At 62.1% G+C, this 19,280-nt stretch carries 13 protein-coding genes; 7 read left to right on the top strand and 6 right to left on the bottom strand.

From position 1 onward, the window contains the following. Positions 1–80: 80 nt before the first annotated feature. Genes AB3X08_RS07545 through AB3X08_RS07525 form a run of 5 tightly spaced genes read left to right on the top strand, consistent with a single transcriptional unit; the run spans position 81 to position 4,704 of the window. The gene (locus tag AB3X08_RS07545) at positions 81–1,133 is read left to right on the top strand and encodes a sugar phosphate isomerase/epimerase family protein (RefSeq protein ID WP_369937331.1); all 1,053 of its coding nucleotides are present in this window, start codon (positions 81–83) and stop codon (positions 1,131–1,133) included. 27 nt (positions 1,134–1,160) lie between these two features. Beyond that, positions 1,161–2,378 carry a nucleoside permease gene (locus AB3X08_RS07540; RefSeq protein ID WP_369937329.1) on the top strand — a complete coding sequence of 406 codons (1,218 nt, stop codon included), beginning with the start codon at positions 1,161–1,163 and terminating at the stop codon, positions 2,376–2,378. Between the two features lie 11 nt (positions 2,379–2,389). Beyond that, positions 2,390–3,514: a Gfo/Idh/MocA family protein gene (locus AB3X08_RS07535; protein WP_369937327.1), complete on the top strand. Its 1,125-nt coding sequence runs from the start codon at positions 2,390–2,392 to the stop codon at positions 3,512–3,514. Positions 3,515–3,533: 19 nt separating this feature from the next. Beyond that, on the top strand, positions 3,534–4,388 hold the full coding sequence (locus AB3X08_RS07530) for a sugar phosphate isomerase/epimerase family protein (protein ID WP_369937325.1): 855 nt from the start codon (positions 3,534–3,536) through the stop codon (positions 4,386–4,388). Positions 4,389–4,407: 19 nt separating this feature from the next. Then, on the top strand, positions 4,408–4,704 hold the full coding sequence (locus tag AB3X08_RS07525) for a c-type cytochrome (protein WP_369937323.1): 297 nt from the start codon (positions 4,408–4,410) through the stop codon (positions 4,702–4,704). A gap of 27 nt (positions 4,705–4,731) precedes the next feature. On the opposite strand, the gene AB3X08_RS07520 is transcribed toward AB3X08_RS07525, so the two are convergent. Genes AB3X08_RS07520 through AB3X08_RS07505 form a run of 4 tightly spaced genes read right to left on the bottom strand, consistent with a single transcriptional unit; the run spans position 4,732 to position 8,719 of the window. Beyond that, complete coding sequence (locus tag AB3X08_RS07520; RefSeq protein ID WP_369937321.1) at positions 4,732–5,475, bottom strand: 3-keto-disaccharide hydrolase; 744 nt, start codon at positions 5,473–5,475, stop codon at positions 4,732–4,734. A gap of 44 nt (positions 5,476–5,519) precedes the next feature. Continuing rightward, positions 5,520–6,095 (bottom strand): gluconate 2-dehydrogenase subunit 3 family protein, encoded by a 576-nt coding sequence (locus tag AB3X08_RS07515; protein ID WP_369937320.1) that lies wholly within the window; start codon positions 6,093–6,095, stop codon positions 5,520–5,522. Next, the gene (locus tag AB3X08_RS07510) at positions 6,095–7,780 is read right to left on the bottom strand and encodes a GMC oxidoreductase (RefSeq protein ID WP_369937319.1); all 1,686 of its coding nucleotides are present in this window, start codon (positions 7,778–7,780) and stop codon (positions 6,095–6,097) included. Before AB3X08_RS07510 ends, AB3X08_RS07515 begins: the two co-directional genes overlap by 1 nt. A 30-nt stretch (positions 7,781–7,810) precedes the next feature. Continuing rightward, the gene (locus AB3X08_RS07505; protein ID WP_369937318.1) at positions 7,811–8,719 is read right to left on the bottom strand and encodes a hydroxypyruvate isomerase family protein; all 909 of its coding nucleotides are present in this window, start codon (positions 8,717–8,719) and stop codon (positions 7,811–7,813) included. 780 nt (positions 8,720–9,499) lie between these two features. Between AB3X08_RS07505 and AB3X08_RS07500 the strand changes: the two genes are divergently transcribed. Together AB3X08_RS07500 and AB3X08_RS07495 are read left to right on the top strand one after the other, a co-directional pair. Continuing rightward, a complete protein-coding gene (locus tag AB3X08_RS07500; protein ID WP_369937317.1) occupies positions 9,500–12,994 on the top strand; it encodes an NACHT domain-containing protein in 3,495 nt (1,164 codons plus the stop codon). A 429-nt stretch (positions 12,995–13,423) separates the two neighbouring features. Next, positions 13,424–15,223: a hypothetical protein gene (locus tag AB3X08_RS07495; RefSeq protein ID WP_369937315.1), complete on the top strand. Its 1,800-nt coding sequence runs from the start codon at positions 13,424–13,426 to the stop codon at positions 15,221–15,223. Positions 15,224–15,599: 376 nt separating this feature from the next. Here AB3X08_RS07495 and AB3X08_RS07490 read toward each other — a convergent pair whose 3' ends face one another. After that, the gene (locus AB3X08_RS07490; RefSeq protein ID WP_369937314.1) at positions 15,600–17,093 is read right to left on the bottom strand and encodes a hypothetical protein; all 1,494 of its coding nucleotides are present in this window, start codon (positions 17,091–17,093) and stop codon (positions 15,600–15,602) included. A gap of 534 nt (positions 17,094–17,627) precedes the next feature. Further along, positions 17,628–19,238 carry an AAA family ATPase gene (locus tag AB3X08_RS07485; RefSeq protein ID WP_369937312.1) on the bottom strand — a complete coding sequence of 537 codons (1,611 nt, stop codon included), beginning with the start codon at positions 19,236–19,238 and terminating at the stop codon, positions 17,628–17,630. Positions 19,239–19,280: the final 42 nt, after the last annotated feature.

Genomic DNA, 19,280 nt, shown 5'->3' with positions numbered 1-19,280 from the left:
TCTGCTGTGCAGTGCACAACGGGTCTTGCGGGAGGCCCATGCTAGGATAAATGCAATCGATTGCATCGAGGCGAATCACGTTGAAGACGCTCAAGGGTCCGGCGCTGTTCCTGGCGCAGTTCATCGGCGACACACCTCCCTTCGATCGCCTGGACACGCTGGCCGCGTGGGCCGCGGGTCTGGGATACCGCGGCGTACAAGTGCCGACCAGCACGCCGCACCTGTTCGACCTGGCCCAGGCCGCGCAGAGCCAGGCGTACTGCGACGACCTCGCCGGCATGCTGGCCGGACACGGCCTGCAGATCACCGAGCTGTCCACCCACCTGCAGGGGCAACTGGTCGCCGTCCACCCCGCTTACGACCAGTTGTTCGACGGATTCGCGCCGCCGGACAAGCGCGGCGATCCCGCCGCCCGCCAGGCCTGGGCGGTGCAGCAGTTGCTGTTGGCCGCCAAGGCGAGCCAGCGCCTCGGGTTGACCGCACATGCCACGTTCTCCGGCGCACTGGCCTGGCCTTACTTCTATCCCTGGCCGCAACGCCCCCCTGGGCTGGTGGACGAAGCCTTCGCCGAACTCGGCCGCCGCTGGCGCCCCATCCTGGATGCCTTCGATGCCTGCGGCGTGGACCTGTGCTTCGAGATCCACCCCGGCGAGGACCTGCACGACGGCGCGACCTTCGAGCGCTTCCTCGAGGTGGTCGACCACCATCCGCGCGCCAGGATCCTGTACGACCCCAGCCACCTGCTGCTGCAGCAGATGGATTACCTGGGCTTCATCGACCGGTATCACGCGCGCATCGGCATCTTCCACGTCAAGGACGCGGAGTATCGCGCCAGCGCGCGCAGCGGCGTCTACGGCGGTTACCAGGACTGGATCGATCGCCCGGGACGGTTCCGTTCGCTCGGCGATGGCCAGATCGACTTCAAGGCGATCTTCTCGAAGTTCGCGCAATACGATTTTCCGGGCTGGGCGGTGCTGGAATGGGAGTGCTGCCTGAAGCATCCGGAAGACGGCGCACGCGAGGGGGCCGCGTTCATCCGCGAGCACATCATCCGCGTGACCGAACGCGCCTTCGACGACTTCGCCGACAGCGGCGCCGATGCGCAATCGCTGCGCCGCATGCTGGGGACCTGAGCCACGATCGCCCTGGGAGGGGAAGCCATGACGCACACCATGTCGCGCTTGGGCGCGATGATGTTTCTGCAGTTCTTCATCTGGGGGGCATGGTTCGTGACCCTGGGCACGTACCTGGTGCAGGGTCCCCTGCACGCCAGCGCGAGCCAGGTGGCCACGGCCTTCCTCAGCCAGTCCATCGGCGCCATCGTGGCGCCGTTCCTGGTCGGCCTGATCGCCGATCGCTACTTCGCGGCGCAACGCATCCTCGGGGTACTGCACCTCGCCGGCGCCGTGCTCATGTGGCTGGCGTCGACGGCGACCAGCTTCGGCATGTTCTCCGCCTGCGTCATGGCCTACATGCTGCTGTTCATGCCGACGCTGGCGCTGGCCAACAGTGTGGCGATGCGGCACATGCAATCGCCTGAAAAGCAGTTTCCGCCGGTGCGCGTGGCCGGCAGCGTCGGCTGGATCGTGGCCGGCGTGCTGATCGGCTGGCTGGGCTGGGAACAGGCGCACCGGCTCGAGCTGACCTTCCGGATGGCGGCGCTGGCGTCGCTGGCCCTGGGCCTGTATGCCTTCACCCTGCCGCACACGCCGCCGCTGGCGCGACAGCGCGACGCCGGACTGGGACAGGTGCTGGGACTGGACTCGCTGCGGCTGCTGAAGTCGCGCTCCTACCTGGTGTTCTTCCTGGCCTCCATCGCCATCTGCATCCCGCTGGCGTTCTACTACAACTTCACCAACCCGTATCTCAACGATCTGGGCGTGCGCGGCGCGGCCGGCCTGCAATCGCTGGGCCAGGTGTCCGAAGTGCTGCTGATGCTGGCCATGCCGTTCCTGTTCGTGCGCCTTGGCGTCAAGACGATGCTGGCCGTGGGCATGGCCGCGTGGGTGCTGCGCTATGCCCTGTTCGCCTTCGGCGATGCGGGCGGCGGCTTCTCCCTGCTGGTGATCGGTATCGTGCTGCACGGCATCTGCTACGACTTCTTCTTCGTCACCGGCCAGATCTACACCGATGCGCATGCCGGCCCCGCCGCGCGCAGCAGCGCGCAGGGCTTCATCACCCTGGCCACGTACGGTGTGGGCATGTTGATCGGCACCTTCCTGTCCGGCGCCGTCGTGGAGCACTACACCACGGCGGCGGGCCCGGACTGGCAGCAGATCTGGCTGTTTCCGGCAGGCGTGGCGCTGGTCGTGCTGATCGCCTTCCTGTTGCTGTTCCGCGACCGGCCGGCAGTCGCGGCTTCGCCCTCCTCGCCCTGAGAACCCACCTGATGACCAAGCTTGGAATCGCCATCGTCGGCACGGGCATGATCGGCGCCGTACATCGTCGCGCGGCGCTGCTGGCCGGCGCCGCGGTCCGCGGCGTCGCCGCCTCTTCGCCGCAACGCGCACGCGACGTGGCGCAATCCTGGAACGTGCCGCGCGCCTATCGCGACATCGAGGACGTGGTCGCCGATCCGCAGGTGCAGGTCGTGCACGTGTGCACGCCCAACCATCTGCACCGCGCGATGGCGCAGGCGGCGCTGCACGCCGGCAAGCACGTGATCTGCGAGAAGCCGCTGGCCACCACCTTGCAGGACGCCCAGGCCCTGGCCGCACTGGCCGCCTCGACCGGGCTGGTCGCCACAGTGCCCTTCGTCTACCGCTACCACCCGGTGGTCCGCGAGGCGCGTGCGCGCATCGCGCAGGGCGACCTGGGGCCGCTGCGGCTGATCCACGGCAGCTACCTGCAGGACTGGCTGCTGGACCCCGCCAGCAACAACTGGCGCGTGGACCCGGCACTGGGCGGCGCGTCGCGCGTGTTCGCCGACATCGGCTCGCACTGGTGCGACCTGGTGGAATGGGTCGGCGGCGAGCGTTTCGCCGAGGTCAGCGCGGCGTTCGCCACGGTGATCGCCGAGCGCGGCGCGCTCACCGGGCAGAGCTTCACCACGCCAGCGGCGGGCGGCGCGATGCAGGCGGTTTCCAGCGAGGATGTGGCCGCGGCGATGTTCAGAACCGGCGCGGGCACGCTGGCGGCGTTGACGGTCAGCCAGGTATCGGCAGGTCGCCGCAATCGCCTCTGGTTCGAGATCGACGGCGCCAGGGCCAGCGTGGCGTTCGATCAGGAGGACGCCGAGCGGCTGTGGATCGGCCGGCCCGACCAGCGCGAGGAAATCTTCGTGCGCGGCCCGGGTGCCGGCAGCGCCGAACAACGCCGGCTGGCGACGCTGCCGGCCGGGCACGCGCAAGGCTATGGCGATTGCTTCGAGGCGTTCGTCGCCGACACCTATCGCGCCATCGACGGCGAGCGGCCGGACGGCTTGCCCACCTTCGAAGACGGCGTGCGCTCGGCGCTGATCGTCGACCGCGTCATCGCCTCGGCCAGGACGCGCGCCTGGACATCCATCGATTGAACCCCGGGAGAACTGCTCCATGAACACACCGACACGCAGGACCGCGACCCTCGCCCTGCTGCTCCTCGTCGCCCTGCCCGCCTTCGCACGCGACGCCGCTGGCCCGCAGGCGCCCATCGCGGTGCAGATGTACACGCTGCGCAACGCCGGCTCGCTCGACCAACAGTTGAAGATCGTCCACGACGCAGGCGTGGCCGCGGTGGAAACCGTCGGCACGCAGAACGTCAGCGCTGCGGAACTCAAGCAGTTGCTGGACAAGTATTCGATCAAGGCGATCTCCTCGCACGTGCAACTGGCCGATCTGCGCAAGGACCTGGACGGCGCGGTGGCCTTCAACCGGTCGATCGGCAACACGACGCTGGTGGTGCCTTATCTGGCCGAGAAGGATCGGCCGACCGATGCCGCCGGCTGGACTGCATTGGGCAAGGAGCTGGGCCAGATCGCCAAGCGCGCAAAGGCCAAGGGCATGCAATTGGCCTACCACAACCACGACTTCGAACTGGTCGATTTCGATGGCAGGACCGGCCTGGAACTGCTGTTCGCCGCGGCCGGCCCCGATCTCCAGACCGAGCTGGACCTGGCCTGGGTCGCGCGCGCCGGCCACGACCCGGCAGTGATGCTGGGCAAGTTCAAGGGCCGCATGTTCGCGGTCCACGCCAAGGACAATGCCCCGAAAGGCCAGGCCGAGGACGAGGGCGGCTTCGCCGCCGTGGGCCGCGGCGTGCTGGACTGGAACGCGATCCTGCCTGCCGCGGCGGGTGCCGGCGTGCGCTGGTACATCATCGAGCACGACCATCCGCGCGACCCGGCCACGGTCATCCGGACCGGTGCGGACTATCTGCGCGAACACCTGCCCGCCAGCGCACAGCGCTAGCACGCAAAGGAGCCCCAGCTTGAAGACGATCCTGACCGCGGCCGTGTTCCTGTTTGGAGCGACGCTTGCGACCACCGCCTGGCCCAAGGACGATCCGGCGGCCGGCGCGCGGCTCTACGCAACGAACTGCGCAGCCTGCCACGGCGCGGATCGCGCCGGCGTCGCAGGCACGTTCCCCGCGCTCACCGATGTCGGCAAGCGGCTGGACGCGGCGCAGGTCAAGCAGAAGATCAGGAACGGCGGCGGACTGATGCCGCCCTTCCCTCAGTTGTCGCAACAGGATGTCGACGACATCGCGAGCTTCCTGGCGCAATAGGACGCCGGCGCCAGCCGCGCGCCGGCGCTACAGTTCGCGCACCCAGATGTTGCGGTAGCTGACCTTGGAATCGTGCTCCTGCAGCGAGATCGGCGCGCACGCATGCGGCGCGTACGACGGTGCGCCGATGTACTCGGTCTTGCCCGACAGCACGGTGTCGTCCTGCACCAACACGCCGTTGTGCAGGACGGTGATGCGCGCGGGTGCAGTGAGCCCGCCGCCCTGCGAGAAGCGGGGCGCCTTCCAGATGATGTCGTAGGCCTGCCACTCGCCGGGCGCGCGCGATGCGTTCACCAGCGGAATGGCCTGCTTGTAGATCGCGCCGGCCTGGCCGTTGGCATAGGTCGGGTTGTTGTAGCTGTCGAGCACCTGCAGCTCGTACAGTTCCTGCAGGAAGATGCCGCTGTTGCCCCGCTGCTGACCGTCGAAGCCGCGGGTCGCGGTGGGCGTGCGCCATTCCACATGCAGCTGGATGTCGCAGAAGCGCTGCTTGGTGCGGATGCCCTTGCTTCCCGGCACCACGGTCAGCGCGCCGCCGGCGACGGTCCAGGGTACGCGACCGCCCTCTTCCGATTCCCAGGCCGAGAGATCCTTGCCATCGAACAGCACGATCGCGTCGGAAGGCGCCCGGCCCGGGGGCGTGGCCACCATCGCGGGTACCGGCTTCCATACCTCGGTCGTCTTCGGATCGCGCGACGGGTCGTCGCTGGCCTGCGCGAACGCAGGCGCCGCGGCCAGCAGGCAGGCCGCCGTCAGGAGGGATCTGGTCATGTTGTTCCCGAGGAAGTGGTACATGGGCGCACCATTGCTGTCCATCAGTTGGTCGCCCAGGCAGGCGTACCCGGGGCATAGGCCATGTCGCCATCGTAGCGGCCCGGCACGGCGACGTAGCGCAGCACTTCGGTCGCCGCGACCTTCGAGGAGAAGAAGCTGAAGATGGACAGCTGCTTGATCATCGTGAAGTAATGCGGCATCGCGTCCGCCGTTTCGGCGGTGCCGGTATCGGTCGTTCTGACGGCGTGCTTCCTGGCCTCCGCATCCAGCGCGCGCAGCAGCTCGGTGCGCGCCTGCGGCGTCAGCGACACGAATCGGCCGCCGGCGCGTTTGTCGATCTCGACCAGGCCGGCGCGGAACGTCGCCTGCTGCCGGGCGGTGTAGCAGTCGGTGACGAATTGCGCCATGAACAGGCCTACGCCGGCGTCCTTCGCGCCCGGCGTCTTGGTCCGCGGCAGGATGGTCTCGGCGATCTCGTCCAGCGTGCCGACCTCGGCGGCGGAGAACGCGTTCTTCGCCCCGCCGGCCGGCGCCTGTCCATGCCCCAGCGCGGGCAGGCCGACCATGGCCGCGCCCGTGGCGGCGAGGATCATCTTCAGCAGGTCGCGGCGTTCCATCACAGGTTCCCCGCTTTCAGCTCGCGCACCGCATGGTCCGCTGCCCGCGCCGTCAGCGCCATGTAGGTCAGCGAGGGATTCACGCAGGCGCTGGAGGTCATGCAGGCGCCGTCGGTCACGTAGACGTTCGGCGCATCCCACACCTGGTTGTGCTGGTTCAGCACCGAATTCTTGCGGTCGCGGCCCATGCGCGCGGTCCCCATTTCGTGGATGCCCTTGCCGGGCGCGTAGTCGTCATCGTGCATCTGCACGTCCTTGACCCCGGCGGCCTCGAACATCTCGGCGGCATCGGCGGCCATGTCCTTGCGCATCGCCTTTTCGTTGGCGCGCAGGGACACGTCCATCGCCAGCACCGGCAGCCCCCATTTGTCCTTGCGCTGCGGGTCCAGGCGAATCGTATTGTCGTGGTGCGGCAGCATCTCGCCGAATCCGGTCATGCCGATGCGCCACTCGCCCGGCACGGTCAGCGCGTCCTTCAGGTCCGCGCCGATGTTCAGCTCGGCGATCTCGCGCGACCAGCCGGTGCGGCTGGCGCCGCCCTGGTAGCCGAACCCGCGCAGGTAGCCACGCTTGTCAGCGGCGACGTTACGGAAACGGGGAATGTAGAAGCCGCACGGACGACGGCCGAAGTAGTACTTGTCTTCGTAGCCCTCGACCCGGCCGGAGGCGCCCGCGCCGAAATGATGGTCCATCACGTTGTGCCCAAGTTCGCCGGACGAAGAGCCCAGCCCGCCTTCCCAGACATCGGTGGCCGAGTTCATCAGCAGCCAGGTCGAGTTGAAGGACGAGGCGTTGAGGAAGATGACATTGGCCGTGTACTGGTAGGTCTGTCCGCTCTCGGCATCGATGATCTCCACGCCTCGCGCACGCTTGCGGTCCTTGTCGTAGAGCACTTCCTTGACGATGGAGAACGGCCGCAAGGTCAGGTTGCCGGTCTTCATGGCCGCCGGCAGCGTCGCCGACTGGGTCGAGAAATAGGCGCCGAACGGACAGCCCAGGATGCACTTGTTGCGATACTGGCAGTTGACCCGGCCCTGCTCGACCATGGGCTTGGTGATGTTCGCGGTGCGCGAGTGGATCAGGTGCCTGGTTCCGCCGAAGGCTTTCTTGATCCGCGCAGCCACGTCCTTTTCGACGATGTTCAACGGAATCGGCGGCAGGAATTCGCCGTCGGGCAACACGTCCAACCCCTCGCGCGTGCCGGCGATGCCGGCGAACTTCTCCACGTAGTCGTACCAGGGCGCGATGTCGGCGTAGCGGATCGGCCAATCGGTGGCGATGCCGTCCTTGAGGTTCGCCTGGAAATCCAGGTCCGACAGGCGATAGCTCTGCCGTCCCCACATCAGCGAGCGACCGCCCACGTGGTAGCCGCGGAACCAGTCGAATCGCTTGGTCTCGGTGTAGGGCGATTCCTTTTCGTTGGCCCACATCCCCTGCAGGTTCTCGACCAGGCCATAGTCGCGGCTCAACACCGGATAGTCGGCCTTCATCGCCTGGGTCGGGCGGTTGTGATGCGGGAAATCCCACGGCTCCTTCATCGCGTTGACGTAGTCCTTGACGTGCTCGATGTTGCGTCCGCGTTCCAGCATCAGGACCTTGAGGCCTTTTTCGGCCAGCTCCTTCGCCGCCCAACCGCCACTGATTCCGGAGCCGACGACGATGGCGTCGTAGTGATTGTCTGCCATGGGTTCTACTTCACCTGGGTGGATAGCGTTTCAGACATCGCAGAGGCGAATCGCCTCGCGCAGCGAGCCGACGGGATCGGGCGCGGTAGGAATGAATTCCTGCGCCAGATAGCCATCGAAACCGGTATCGCGGATCGCGCGACAGATGGCGGGATAGTGGAGTTCCTGAGCGTCTCCGATCTCGTGCCGGCCAGGCACGCCCGCGGTGTGGTAATGCTTGAAGCACGCGTGATGCTTGCCGATGGTGGCGATGATGTCGCCCTCCATGATCTGCATGTGGTAGATGTCGTACAGCAGGCCGAAATGCTCGGAGCCGATCCGCCGGCACAGCTCGACGCCCCAAGCGGAGTGGTCGCACAGATAGTCGGGATGATCGACCCTGGAGTTCAGCAGCTCCATCACCAGCACCACGCCGCGCTTCTCGGCATGCCCGAGAATGCGCTTGAGCCCGGCTTCGGCGTGGGCCATGCCTTCCTGCGGATCCATGCCGTTGCGATTGCCGGAAAAACAGATGAGGTTGCGATAGCCGGCATCGGCCACCAGATCGATGTGCCGCGTGTAGCGCTCGACCAGTTGGTCGTGGAACTGCTTGCCGGCAAAGCCCTTGTCCAGGCCCAGCTCCGCGCCGTTGCACATCGAGCTGTACACGCCATGCGCCTTCAGCGTGGGCCAGTCCGCCGGACCGACCAGGTCGATGGCGGCGAAGCCGATGCCTTTCACCGTCTGGCAAAGCTGGGCGATCGACTGCTGCGGAAACGTCCAGCGCGCGACGGAATGCTTCAGCTTGCCCGTGCGCGGCGCGGCAGGGTCAGCGGTCGCGGCAAGAGCAGGCAGCAGGCCCGCAGCGCCAAGGCCAAGGCTCCCGGCGACAGCGACGCGCAGCGCGTCGCGCCTGGTGAACCCCGGGGCCGGCACCGGTCCGGTCGAATGGATAGACATCGACTTCCGGCCTCCCAACCGGTGCCAAACGCTGAAGATTCACCGCAATGCAATCGATTGCACCATAAAGGAGGGAGTCTTTTTTTTGCAAGACGCAGTGCACTAAAACGCATGCTGCAGGGCACAACGCCCATCCGCCGATGGCCGCGTGCGGAGAAGAAATGGCTGCAGGGCGCACGTAGCTGAACTACTGGAGGCGCAGCGGGACCGGCACCCCGAAGGCCGTGGCCCACCAGGGAAGCATGACGAGAAACAGTGTTAGCGACCGTGCCGGCGCGGGGCGCAGCGAACGGACAGATAGCCCCCTCTTCTGATCGATATTTTCCCGCCGACATCGCTAGAGCAACGGCGGCATCGCCCATCCTCGGCCGCAGCGGCATGCGTCGGATTGGAGTCCGAGCTGCGCGTGGACGAGAACCGCTTCGCCTGTGCGGGCCGGCATCACCGGACAATCGGCATCACCGGACAAAAGAAAAGCCCCGTAAAAACGGGGCTCTTCTCGGATCTGAATCAACACCGCCAGGCGCTGGTCAGAACGGTTGTGGCTACTAATTTCGTAAACAACTACCATAACTCATTGACAAACAAAACAATTTACGTTACGACGTACTTATAGGTGCAAACAAATTCCCCTATCACCCAAGGTTGTTTACATTCCTTTATTGGACCGCTAGCCATCTGGTAGTGCGACTACTTGTGGCAGCTAGTGACCGTGGCAGCGCGCTCGAATGCAGGCGCACGTTTCAACGTTGCAACTCGCACTGATCACGGAGATAAGGGATGACAGAAATCGGCGGGCCGACGACACAGGCGGGCATTCGCTTCCAAGACCGAGTCGCTGCCCTGTATTTAGGCCGCATGCTGGACCCGCGGGAACGCCCCAGTCGTGATCGACCGATGGAGGTGCGCGTCGAGACCTCTGATGCGGTGGATGACCTCGTCGTCCGCTTTGACGATGGTTCTCGTCACTTTTTCCAGGCCAAGCTAGCCCTTCAGCGACGGGGTAAGGCGTGGGAGTCTCTGTGGCGAGCGCTATATCGCCAGTTTACGGTGGACCTGTCCCGAGATGATCGGCTTGTGCTCGTGATGGGCGATTCTACAGCCCTCACCTCCGATTTGAAGGAGCTCGTCGCACGGACCGATAGCGTGGCCCCCGTACAATGGCTCGAGCGTTTGACCACGCAGCAGCGAGAGATCGCGTCCTCAATTGCCCGAGTACTTGCCGCGCCCGGGGCCGAGGTCTTTCGACTGTTCTGCCACCTTGATGTACACGTATGGCCGGCGAAGGAGCTCGCGCGAGACTACGCGCCCCTGTGGATGCCCCCCGGAAGCGAGCCAGCTGCACAGTTGCTGGATATTTTGGCAGGCATGGTTTGGGCGGGCGCAGAGACGCGCCATCGTTTCGACGGTGCGACGCTGCGCGATCGGCTACGGAAAGAATGGGGGATTACCTTTGTTGATAGCGCTATGTGGGGGCTGGCACGCTACTGCGCTGCTATTGCGGCATTGGCGGTCATCGAGGTGCCGGGTACGGACTTTCGCCAGGAGCCAACTTCAGAGTTTCTATGGCCTCGTTGCCTGAGGTACGACCGCGATCGCCGGTCGGACTTTGACGATGATCTTCCCGGTTGGCGCGAGCTGAGTGCCAGGGAGGAAGTTGACCTGCGAGACTTCCCCACGACGAACTTTGGCGCAGCAGTGCTTGTCGCAGGCCCTGGATTTGGGAAGTCGACGGTGGTCAATGCGATCGCCCGCCAAGCCACGCTTGCAGGTCTAGTTCCTGCTGTGATTTCGGCGACCAAACTTTCGGATGCAGACTGTTCCATTGGCGACTACCTCGAGCGGGTAATCAATCCGGCGTTCGATGTACGGATCGACTGGAAAGCCGCGGCAGCCACCGGTACTTTGGTGCTATTCCTCGATGGCTTGGACGAGATATCCGGCGACCGTCGCACAGTGGTTTTAGAGCGCTTTAAGGTCTACCGCGCCGCGCACCCGAGCGTAAGGTGGCTGATGACGGTGCGCGATGCAGGGGCGTTGGCTCCACCGGAGGGGGCGCTAATGATGGAGCTTGCACCACTGCGAGACGCAGACGTTTCCTCATACGTTGCCTTCTACAGGCCGGGAGAACCCGGAGTCGATGATGCTCTGCTAGCGCGCGTCGCTGCTCGGGCTGACCTGGCCCAGTTGGCCAGAATTCCAATATTCCTCTCGCTCATGCTCGTCTTACGGCTCGAGGGTGCCGATCTGCGGCGAAGCGACTTGCTAGAGACTTATATCGAAACGCTCTTTCGTCCCGCTGAATTCAAGAGTGTGGAACGCGAATCTATCGACATCGCCACACTTAGATACGTTGCGGAGATGGCTGCATTTGAGGCGCTCGAGGGCGATGCGATCGGAATCACGAACCAGATATTTGGTCGCAGCGTCTTGCGCGTGACGCCATCCACCTCAGTCGACATCGTGCGCGAAGCGCTCATCCGCCGCGGCGTGCTGCGGCGGACAGGCTTGGTGCGGCTGTCGTTCCCGTTTCCCATAGTGCAGGAGTACCTCGCCTCGGCAGAGTTGCTCAAGCAATCCGCGACCGAGATCGTCAAGCGATTGGCGCTAATCTCAAAGCGTCCTTGGGCACAGGCGATTCAATTCGTGCTCGAGCGACATCCGAACCCAGAGCCGCTGGTTGCGCAGCTGCTGGTCGACGCCGATGACGCCTTTCATACCGGACTACGCCTCTTAGGCCGGTGTCTGGCTAATGGCATGCGCATCCCCTCGCATCAACGTGAGGAAATCGGAGATCGACTGGCGGCCATCTGGGGCACAGCGTCATGGCGATCGAACAAGCTGATCAACGGCATCATCATTGATGCCTTTTCCAAGCCCTTGCACGTCGCAATTCGGGCGAGACTGGGTGAGCGCAGGCTAATTCACGAAGGGTCAGGCGCGATTGTAGCCTTGAACCGAGATTCAGACCTGACGCTGTCCGTGCTGCGTGACTTGCTGAGAGGCGATCTTGAGCACCTTCTAAATGTGGGTGATCTGCAGGACGAGCTTGATCGCCTCGGAACTCCCGTCTTCGAGTTGTACTTGGCTAGGTGCAGGAGAGAAATCCTGGTCGAACACGACGTAGAAGCAATCAGCTGCCTTATCGGGCACATGAATGGCGACTGCGTCGACCAAGAAGTGGCGCACGCTGCAGCGAACGATTTGGAGCTGCCGATACTGGTCAGGCTCGCTGCCTGGGGCAAGTCCGGGCGAAAACTGGACGCGGCCCTGGAACAGTTGATTGTGAACGCCATGCAGGCGGAAGGCTTTCATCCCAATTCGGTGGCTGCCCAGGCGTTGTCTTCGCTAAGCATGACCCTATCTGAGGTCGCTCGCCTGCTCAATTCTGAAGCCATCGACGCAGCCCAGGCGGCGAACATTATCGATTACGTCTTTAGTGATTGGCGTCAAGCCCGTCGACCGGAACGCATCCGAGAGCTTCTCGACGTGGCTGAACTATGTGGCCCGCCGCGCGACGTCGCGTTGCTGTATGTAATCGAGGACGGAGACGTTGCGGCCATCGATCAACTGATCGCTCGGATGGGGCAGCTGAGCGCGGAGGTAGCATGCACGACCGTGATGCTACTCGGCCATGCGCAAGAGAGACAGATTGTGGATCGTACCGTTTCCGCAATCTCTGCACGTACTTGGTCAGCAGAAGACCGGGTGGCTCTTACCGGAGCGTTTGCGACCGGCCTTACCTATCGCATGAAGATGATCGGCTTGCGTTCCGGCACCCTGGAACCCATTGCTTTTCATCCAGGCCGAAGCGTCCCTCACGAGCTGTTGCGCACATGGTTGGCACTGAACGACTACAGCGCATTGGATCGCTTGCGCATGATGCTCGATGGGGTACGACTTGGGATGCCCAAAGCGTGTGTTGGCCTACGTGCCGCGTTGGGCGCGGCTTTGGCCGTCGGCGCTGGCGAATACACGAACGGCTCGTTCATTGCTGCCCGGACCATCGAAGTCCTCCACGCACATGGGGAGGGATTGGGCGTTGACGAACTCGAGCAAATGGCGAGAAACAGCTCTTACAACTTGGCCACCAGCGCTGTAGCGTTGATTGCCGCACATGGAACCCTCGCGGACGCGAACACGCTGGCCGAGATGTATCCGGACGTAGGAGCAGATCTGCGATTGGCGATCCTGAGCCACTTGGAGCCGCTGGCCAGTCGACTCTCGCTTCGCTTCATGAAAAATGGAGCGTATCTTTTAGTTAGCCCGGTCTAAACGCCTATCGGACGACTGCTTTTGTCCGGACAGCGGACGCTAAACGGGAAGCGCGCTAAGGTGGCTTTGTCTGAAGTAGAACGACACTGGACCTATTCCCACCGAAGGGGCCGGCCAAGAGATCGCCCTGCCCGCGCTGATGACCTTGACCGACTTTCGGGCGGTGGCCGGCATGATCGATCACAGTGAGTCTAGCTGTGTCTGGAATCGACGAGCCTGGGCGCCTAGCACTGCAACCTCTGAATAGCTACGACAAGCAGGGCCCTACCGCCAAGCCGAGGCACTCCCGCTCGCTGCCCATTCTGAGAGCCGCTTTGAACAACTGACCGTGGCTAGCGAAACAGTTATTCTTAGGATAGATTGACCAGGGACCACACGGCGCACGCATGCAGGACAGCTTTGCGTACCCTTCTCGGCCAGGAGAAACCCGTGCTCTACGCTCCGACGTTCCAGGACTGCGCTCTGGTCACTGACAACGCACTTCTGGCTGCAAAGGTCTCCGCGCTCTTTACTCGTCAGGGCCGCTATTTTCCAGTGATGGACGGACCGCGGTTAGGACGCGAGGACGCGGAAAACGAAACGATACGTCGACGCAACGCGCTGGTACTCGCTGGAATCGAACAAGTGCTGCTTGGCGGCCTGCCCGACGATGCGGTCACAGCCATGGCGGCCGGCTGGCCGCACAGTGCCCACCATGATGACTATGCGGATCTTAAGGCAATTGTTGGCGGGCGTAGTCGCTCCAGTGGGGCGCTACGCTGGGGCAAGGACAACCTGGGCGTGGGGCTGTACCTGGCGCGCCTGGCCTCGCGTGAACTGGTAATCGATTTGGACGCCTCGCCAGAGCCCTCGTTGGTCGCCCGTGGCCGCCACCTACTCGTGGTTTGCGAACGGGGTGATGCATTGGCAGAAGTAATCGCCAGCAACATCGCTTTCGCGAGTAATGCCTCCTTCTCGACCATCGCCGAGCTTGCCAAGGAGTTGCACGATCAATGGATCGAGGACATCTACGATCTGGGAGAAGGCGGCAAGGTGAGTGCACGCTTCGGTGCCATCGTGGATCGTGCCCGGCAGCACGTCGGTGCGCTGGATCTGACGGGCTACCAGTCCATCCTTTTTGTCACCGCCGGATTTCCTTGGGGCGTGATCGCGCCGCATACGGCGGTTACCCACATGTACCGCTATCCAGATTTCGGGCGGGCCACAATCGAGGGCATCTGGGCCTCCCAAGGGCGAGCGCGATCGACGCGTACCGCCTTGCTGGTGGACCCGGGAGCGGTCGAGAGTGCAGAGATTGCGGACGTGGCGCAGGCCCTCTATAAGCGGGGCACGCTGGTGCGTATGCTCAAAGGGTCAGAGGCCACCCCCATGAAGGTGCAGTTCCTTCTGGACCTCGTCCCGTATGACGTCATCGTGATCTCCAGCCATTCGGGAGACGCGCAGGGACACCAGCTCACCTATGAGTTTCCAGACTTCGAGGGAAAGTGGCGAAGGCTTATCGTGGATCGCGCCGTGAGCTTTAGCTACGACCGGGTCGAGGACATGGTTCGAGTCATGGAGTACTACCACTTTCATTCATTGGATGGCGTCAGCTGGCGCGACAAGGCAGGCAAAGAGGCGCTGCCGGTAGGCAGCGCCATGCTGGCTTGGCGAGAACTCGGCGGACTTCAGGGACACAACGAATACTTGGTGGCAAGTGAGGAGGTCAGCCGCGTCCCAGGCTCAATGGGCATCCAGATGCACGGGGGGATTATGTTGTTCGCATCTCATGCGCTGGCCACGGGATCAGCCCCTCTCTTCTTCAACAACTCCTGCTGGTCATGGCACGAATTGAGTAAACGCGCAACATTCGCGGGAGCACGCGGCTACGTGGGAAGCCTCTACCCAGTTTTGGATCCTGAGGCCCAAGAAGTCGCGCGTGCATTTTTCGCCGCAGATTCTGACGTTGAACTCCCGCTCGCGCTGTGGCGAGCCCAGCAGCACGTGTACGGAATGGATTCTCGTCGACCCTATGTAATGGTTGGGCTACCGTATATTTCGCTTCCACGCAACAAGGCCGACTCTGTCAACTTTCTAATTGAGGCCTACCGATCGGGTCGCATCGCATGGGCAGCCAAGGCACGAGAGTCTGCGCACAAGGACGTGCGACTAAATGCAACTCGATTTGAACGATTTCTCATTGAAGATGAGAGTCTATTCTACCGACAAATACGCGCCCCTCAGCAATGAGCGTTGATATTTAATCGCCTGGTTCTCATAGCCATCTATAACCCACCCGCCGTCCTCCCATCCCCCGATAAATCGATCTAATTGAGTGGTTGGGACACTCCGCTGCTCGTCGGTAAGGTTCGTTTTCGCAATCCATCAGCGGCTTCGCGTGGCTCGATGTCTTCATGTTCGGGGGAGCTGGCCAAGATAGCTTTGATGAAATCTGCGTTGGCGGTCGCTCGGATGCGGGCGACTTATTCTGGTAGTCCATATCAATCTCTGTGGGAGGAGACCGGATGCCAGTGGCGAGCCAAGGAGGGCACACCGGAGGGCGGGACACTGTGGAGCAGGCACACGCCTTGCGCGGGATCGGGGATGCGTTGATCTGGTCGCAATGCTAGAGGGGACCTGTCATGCCAACAGACTGCGACGCAGATTGGCTCGTGGCCATTTCCTTCGATTGCTCGATGACAGGTCTCATCAGAACGAGGAAATCCTCTTCGAATTCGCCCACGCTGTCCGCATCTGCATTCGGAAAGCGATTTTTCAGATCCGTGAGGAAGTACAGTCCACTGAACGTTGGATTGCTCTCAAGTCCGAACACCTCGATCATCGGGTGATCCTTCAACGTCGCGCAGGTGTACATCGAACCTTCAAAGCTGAGCACGCGATACGGCACCTTATCGATCAGATCTTCAGGAAGCCCCTTTTTGCTGATCTGATCCACCACATGACCATGCAGCGTCGTCGTGGTGATATCGCTGAACAAGATCCAGTCTTCGAGAGTGATGATGATGTTGAAGTACTGGCAATCCTTTTCCTGCTTAGCCTGCATCTCACGATAGATGTTGGCGTAGTTCTGTACGACCGCCTCAGCGAGCTTGGCTATGTCCTTTTCCAAGTCACTGACCTGCTCTGCCACACGTCCACTCAACGACAAGCGCTTTGACTTGCACTCTACGAACGCGCAGTGTCCGGGCGACCTGACGATCCAGTCGGTCCCATCATATCGCTTCTTTCTGATTCTTTGGGACTGCGCTTCTTCGACTTCATAGTGCGGCTCCAGGCTTCTGAGCATCCGCCCCGTGATGCTCTCGAACGCATCACCGAAGGCGTGGGGAAAACCCTTGGCGTTAACTAGGTCGAAATACAGACCTTCAAGCAAACGCCGCTCCAATGCTGGTGGCACTGGACACAGGACGCGCTCTGGGTGATCTGGAAAGAGTGAGATCAACGGATAGAAGTGAAATGCGTTGAAGGTGTACTCCCAGCAATCATTCTGACGCTGCGTCTCAATGAGCTTCTTGCGCATCGGCTCCAAACCACCGGTGATGCGTTCGAAGAAACGTGTCGACTGCGATCTATCCACCCCAAGGATTGCGTAGTCCGTCGCAGTGTTCATCTGTACCCGGCTGAGTGCTGACGCGATCACGCCAAATGTCAGGATGAAATATGTGTCGACATCGATCCCAAGATGCTCTTCGAAGATCGCCCGAAGGGCTGGCGTTCTGTACATCGCCAGGTAGCGACCGATCTTGGCCCGTGTCAGTCGGCTGAACCGCGGAAATTGGTCCTGCGCAATCCGGTGCAGCGTCAGCATGATGTCCGTGTTTTGATTGTCCTCGTGCACATCATTGGCGAACGTATCCAAAGCACTCTTTACGTTGGCAAAGTCCAGCCAATTCGCCAAAGAATGGCCTGTAGGCCTCCCACTTCTGTCTGCATGCAAAAGCAGCTCGCGAGCCAGAAGCTCCACCTGGTGAGGATGGAGATATTTCTCGATATCGTGGGAGTAGCCCCGCTCATCCCGGTGGACATAGCTGTCAGGTAGCTTCACCCGGCCCGAGACCAACCTTGAGTACTGCCACACGTGGCGGAGCGAGTCCTCCAAGGGCACCTTCCGTAGCGCTGATTTGACCTTTCCGTAGTCGGCTAGCACGTCACGGATCGTCCCTGAGCGAAGCAGCCGAGAATAGCACCAGCACACCCCTCAATGCTCCCAGTGCGGATCTACGGCGACAGCCGCATCGCCTGGTTGCTGGAATCGTGAAAATGATCCTTTTGGTGTTCTCACGGGAGAACGCAGGTTCCCAACAAGTCCTCAAGCACCACTGATAGCTATCCCTGCTCGGCGGTTCTCCGAACATGCTTAGGGTTCCTGACTCCAATGGTTCGTAGCCCTGATAAACCTGCCTAATCCCTTGCTCTCGGCGATGTCCGCTTCCGGCTAGAAGCAGATATCCCTGTCAGATACCTGTTCAGCGACCTATCGACGCGGCGTAAACATGAACGGATTGGTGAAGGGCGTCGTTGAGGCCCTTCAAGTGTGGAAGCGTGCCGAACCGGGGGCTGTACGCCCTTGTTTAGTTTACGCAGCCGGCTTTCGTGAACTTAAGGCGGCGGGACATTGATCGTAGTCTGGCAACTAATCGGCCAACTCCGGCGGAATCGGACCGAGCAGCGCTCGCACGCGCGCCACAGCCTGTGGATCTTTCAGTAGCAACTGTAGGACCGCGCTTTCGTACTGGGTACGCCCAGAGTACCCCAGGGCCTTGGCAATAGCGTCCAGTGCTCCCGACTCTCGTATGGGATACCGTCGCAGGATGCCAACGAAGTCCTGTCCTTGCACAAGAGCATCGAGTCGGTCCTGTTCGTCTTTAAGGCACATGCCGAAATCAATGTCGGCCGTGCGCTTCCCGCCGCCGGACAATTCGCCCTTTTGGGGCAGCAAGGTAAAAACCTGAGCACGTGCGGCCTTTTCCGCGACACCCACCGCGAGATGTGTGCGCTGCTGCTGCACCGCTTTCAGCGCGGCGGTTCGGGCGTCCGCGATCCTCTGATCAATGTCACCACCTACAACATCCGCCAGCTTTTCGCCGACGTCCCGCTGGACGTCGGGATGATAATAGATGGACTCGACCGAATGAACGCTGAGCGGAACCACACCTCGGCCTGCTAGCTTCTGGAGTCTCTCAGCATCGGAGGTGTCGTTGTCGACCAGTCCAAATGCCTGTACCCAGTGCAGTATCGCGGCATTACGGATGCCGTCGACGGCTTGCTCGACGTCCCGGCAGCTTGATTTTGGGACTACCGACGTTTTTGGGAAAAGTAAACTGTAAAGTGGCTTATCGAGACTATGCTCAACACCTTCGACAAACAGAATCTTTCGGCGTTCGCCGAGGATCGTCACCTTCAGGTCTTCGTCGACAATTCCAGTACCGATGAGCATGTCGATGTCGTAACGGACCACGACGTCGCCCTCATATGTACAGCCGCGCGTCAGGAGAACGCTTGCATCAGGGTTGTCGACTGGCAGCATCGGCTCGTGAGTCGAGACCACGAAAGCGCAGCCTGGTCGCTCCCGCAAGAGTAACGACAACAGCGGCGAGATAATCGAGCGATGCAGGTGCCGTTCCGGCTCATCGATCAAGAGAAGTGTTCCCTCAGGAACCGTGAGAACGTTAGCAGCAATCAAGATCGCATTTCTCTCCCCGTCCGACAGCTTGGAGATGCTGTAGCGAGTGTGGCTCCCGCGCGTCGCCATGACCTCCTCGTTCGCCTCAAGGGAGATTTCGATGTCGAGATTGGACAAGCGTAGCAGTCGATTGAGCCGTGCAACCACGCCGTCCACATCGGCAAGCGCGCGCACCTGGTCATGGTTCTTGGCATCGACTGCATGGGCGATCTCGCGTGCGCGCGTGTTCTCTGCCGCGATCAAGTCGTACACTGCCATTTGTGCGCGCTGTTCAGGATAATCATCCATCCACCGTGAGCTCCAATCACGATCGTGCTTGGCCACGACTTTTCCGTATTCCAGTCGTTGCAGCCCGGTGACGTCGGCTGAGCCGGTGCGGAGCCAAGTCTGACGGTGTGCAGTGATCCGCCGCGTCAAGGTACTTGCTGTGTTGAAGTGTTGCAGCAAACTTGATTTACCAGTGCCGTTGGCACCCAAGATGAAAAGCATCTCGCCGGCCTTGAGGAGTACCTTTAATGGCTTAGTAGCCTCTGCTACTGGAATAACGAACTCGAATGACATAAATTCCCTTGGATTTTCACGTCCGCCTGGCGTCGCGCCTGG

This window comes from Xanthomonas sp. DAR 34887 (assembly GCF_041245805.1).
Classification (GTDB): Bacteria; Pseudomonadota; Gammaproteobacteria; order Xanthomonadales; family Xanthomonadaceae; genus Xanthomonas_A; species Xanthomonas_A tesorieronis.
Note: the sequence above shows the minus strand (reverse complement) of the source record. Positions and strands in the feature narration are given on the sequence as shown.

Excerpts from the sequence above, each read along its gene's own strand:
- AB3X08_RS07540 (WP_369937329.1), top strand. The coding sequence starts at position 1,161 with ATGACGCACACCATGTCGCGCTTGGGCGCGATGATGTTTCTGCAGTTC.
- AB3X08_RS07535 (WP_369937327.1), top strand. The coding sequence starts at position 2,390 with ATGACCAAGCTTGGAATCGCCATCGTCGGCACGGGCATGATCGGCGCC.
- AB3X08_RS07530 (WP_369937325.1), top strand. The coding sequence starts at position 3,534 with ATGAACACACCGACACGCAGGACCGCGACCCTCGCCCTGCTGCTCCTC.
- AB3X08_RS07520 (WP_369937321.1), bottom strand. The coding sequence starts at position 5,475 with ATGACCAGATCCCTCCTGACGGCGGCCTGCCTGCTGGCCGCGGCGCCT.
- AB3X08_RS07515 (WP_369937320.1), bottom strand. The coding sequence starts at position 6,095 with ATGGAACGCCGCGACCTGCTGAAGATGATCCTCGCCGCCACGGGCGCG.
- AB3X08_RS07510 (WP_369937319.1), bottom strand. The coding sequence starts at position 7,780 with ATGGCAGACAATCACTACGACGCCATCGTCGTCGGCTCCGGAATCAGT.
- AB3X08_RS07505 (WP_369937318.1), bottom strand. The coding sequence starts at position 8,719 with ATGTCTATCCATTCGACCGGACCGGTGCCGGCCCCGGGGTTCACCAGG.
- AB3X08_RS07500 (WP_369937317.1), top strand. The coding sequence starts at position 9,500 with ATGACAGAAATCGGCGGGCCGACGACACAGGCGGGCATTCGCTTCCAA.
- AB3X08_RS07485 (WP_369937312.1), bottom strand. The coding sequence starts at position 19,238 with ATGTCATTCGAGTTCGTTATTCCAGTAGCAGAGGCTACTAAGCCATTA.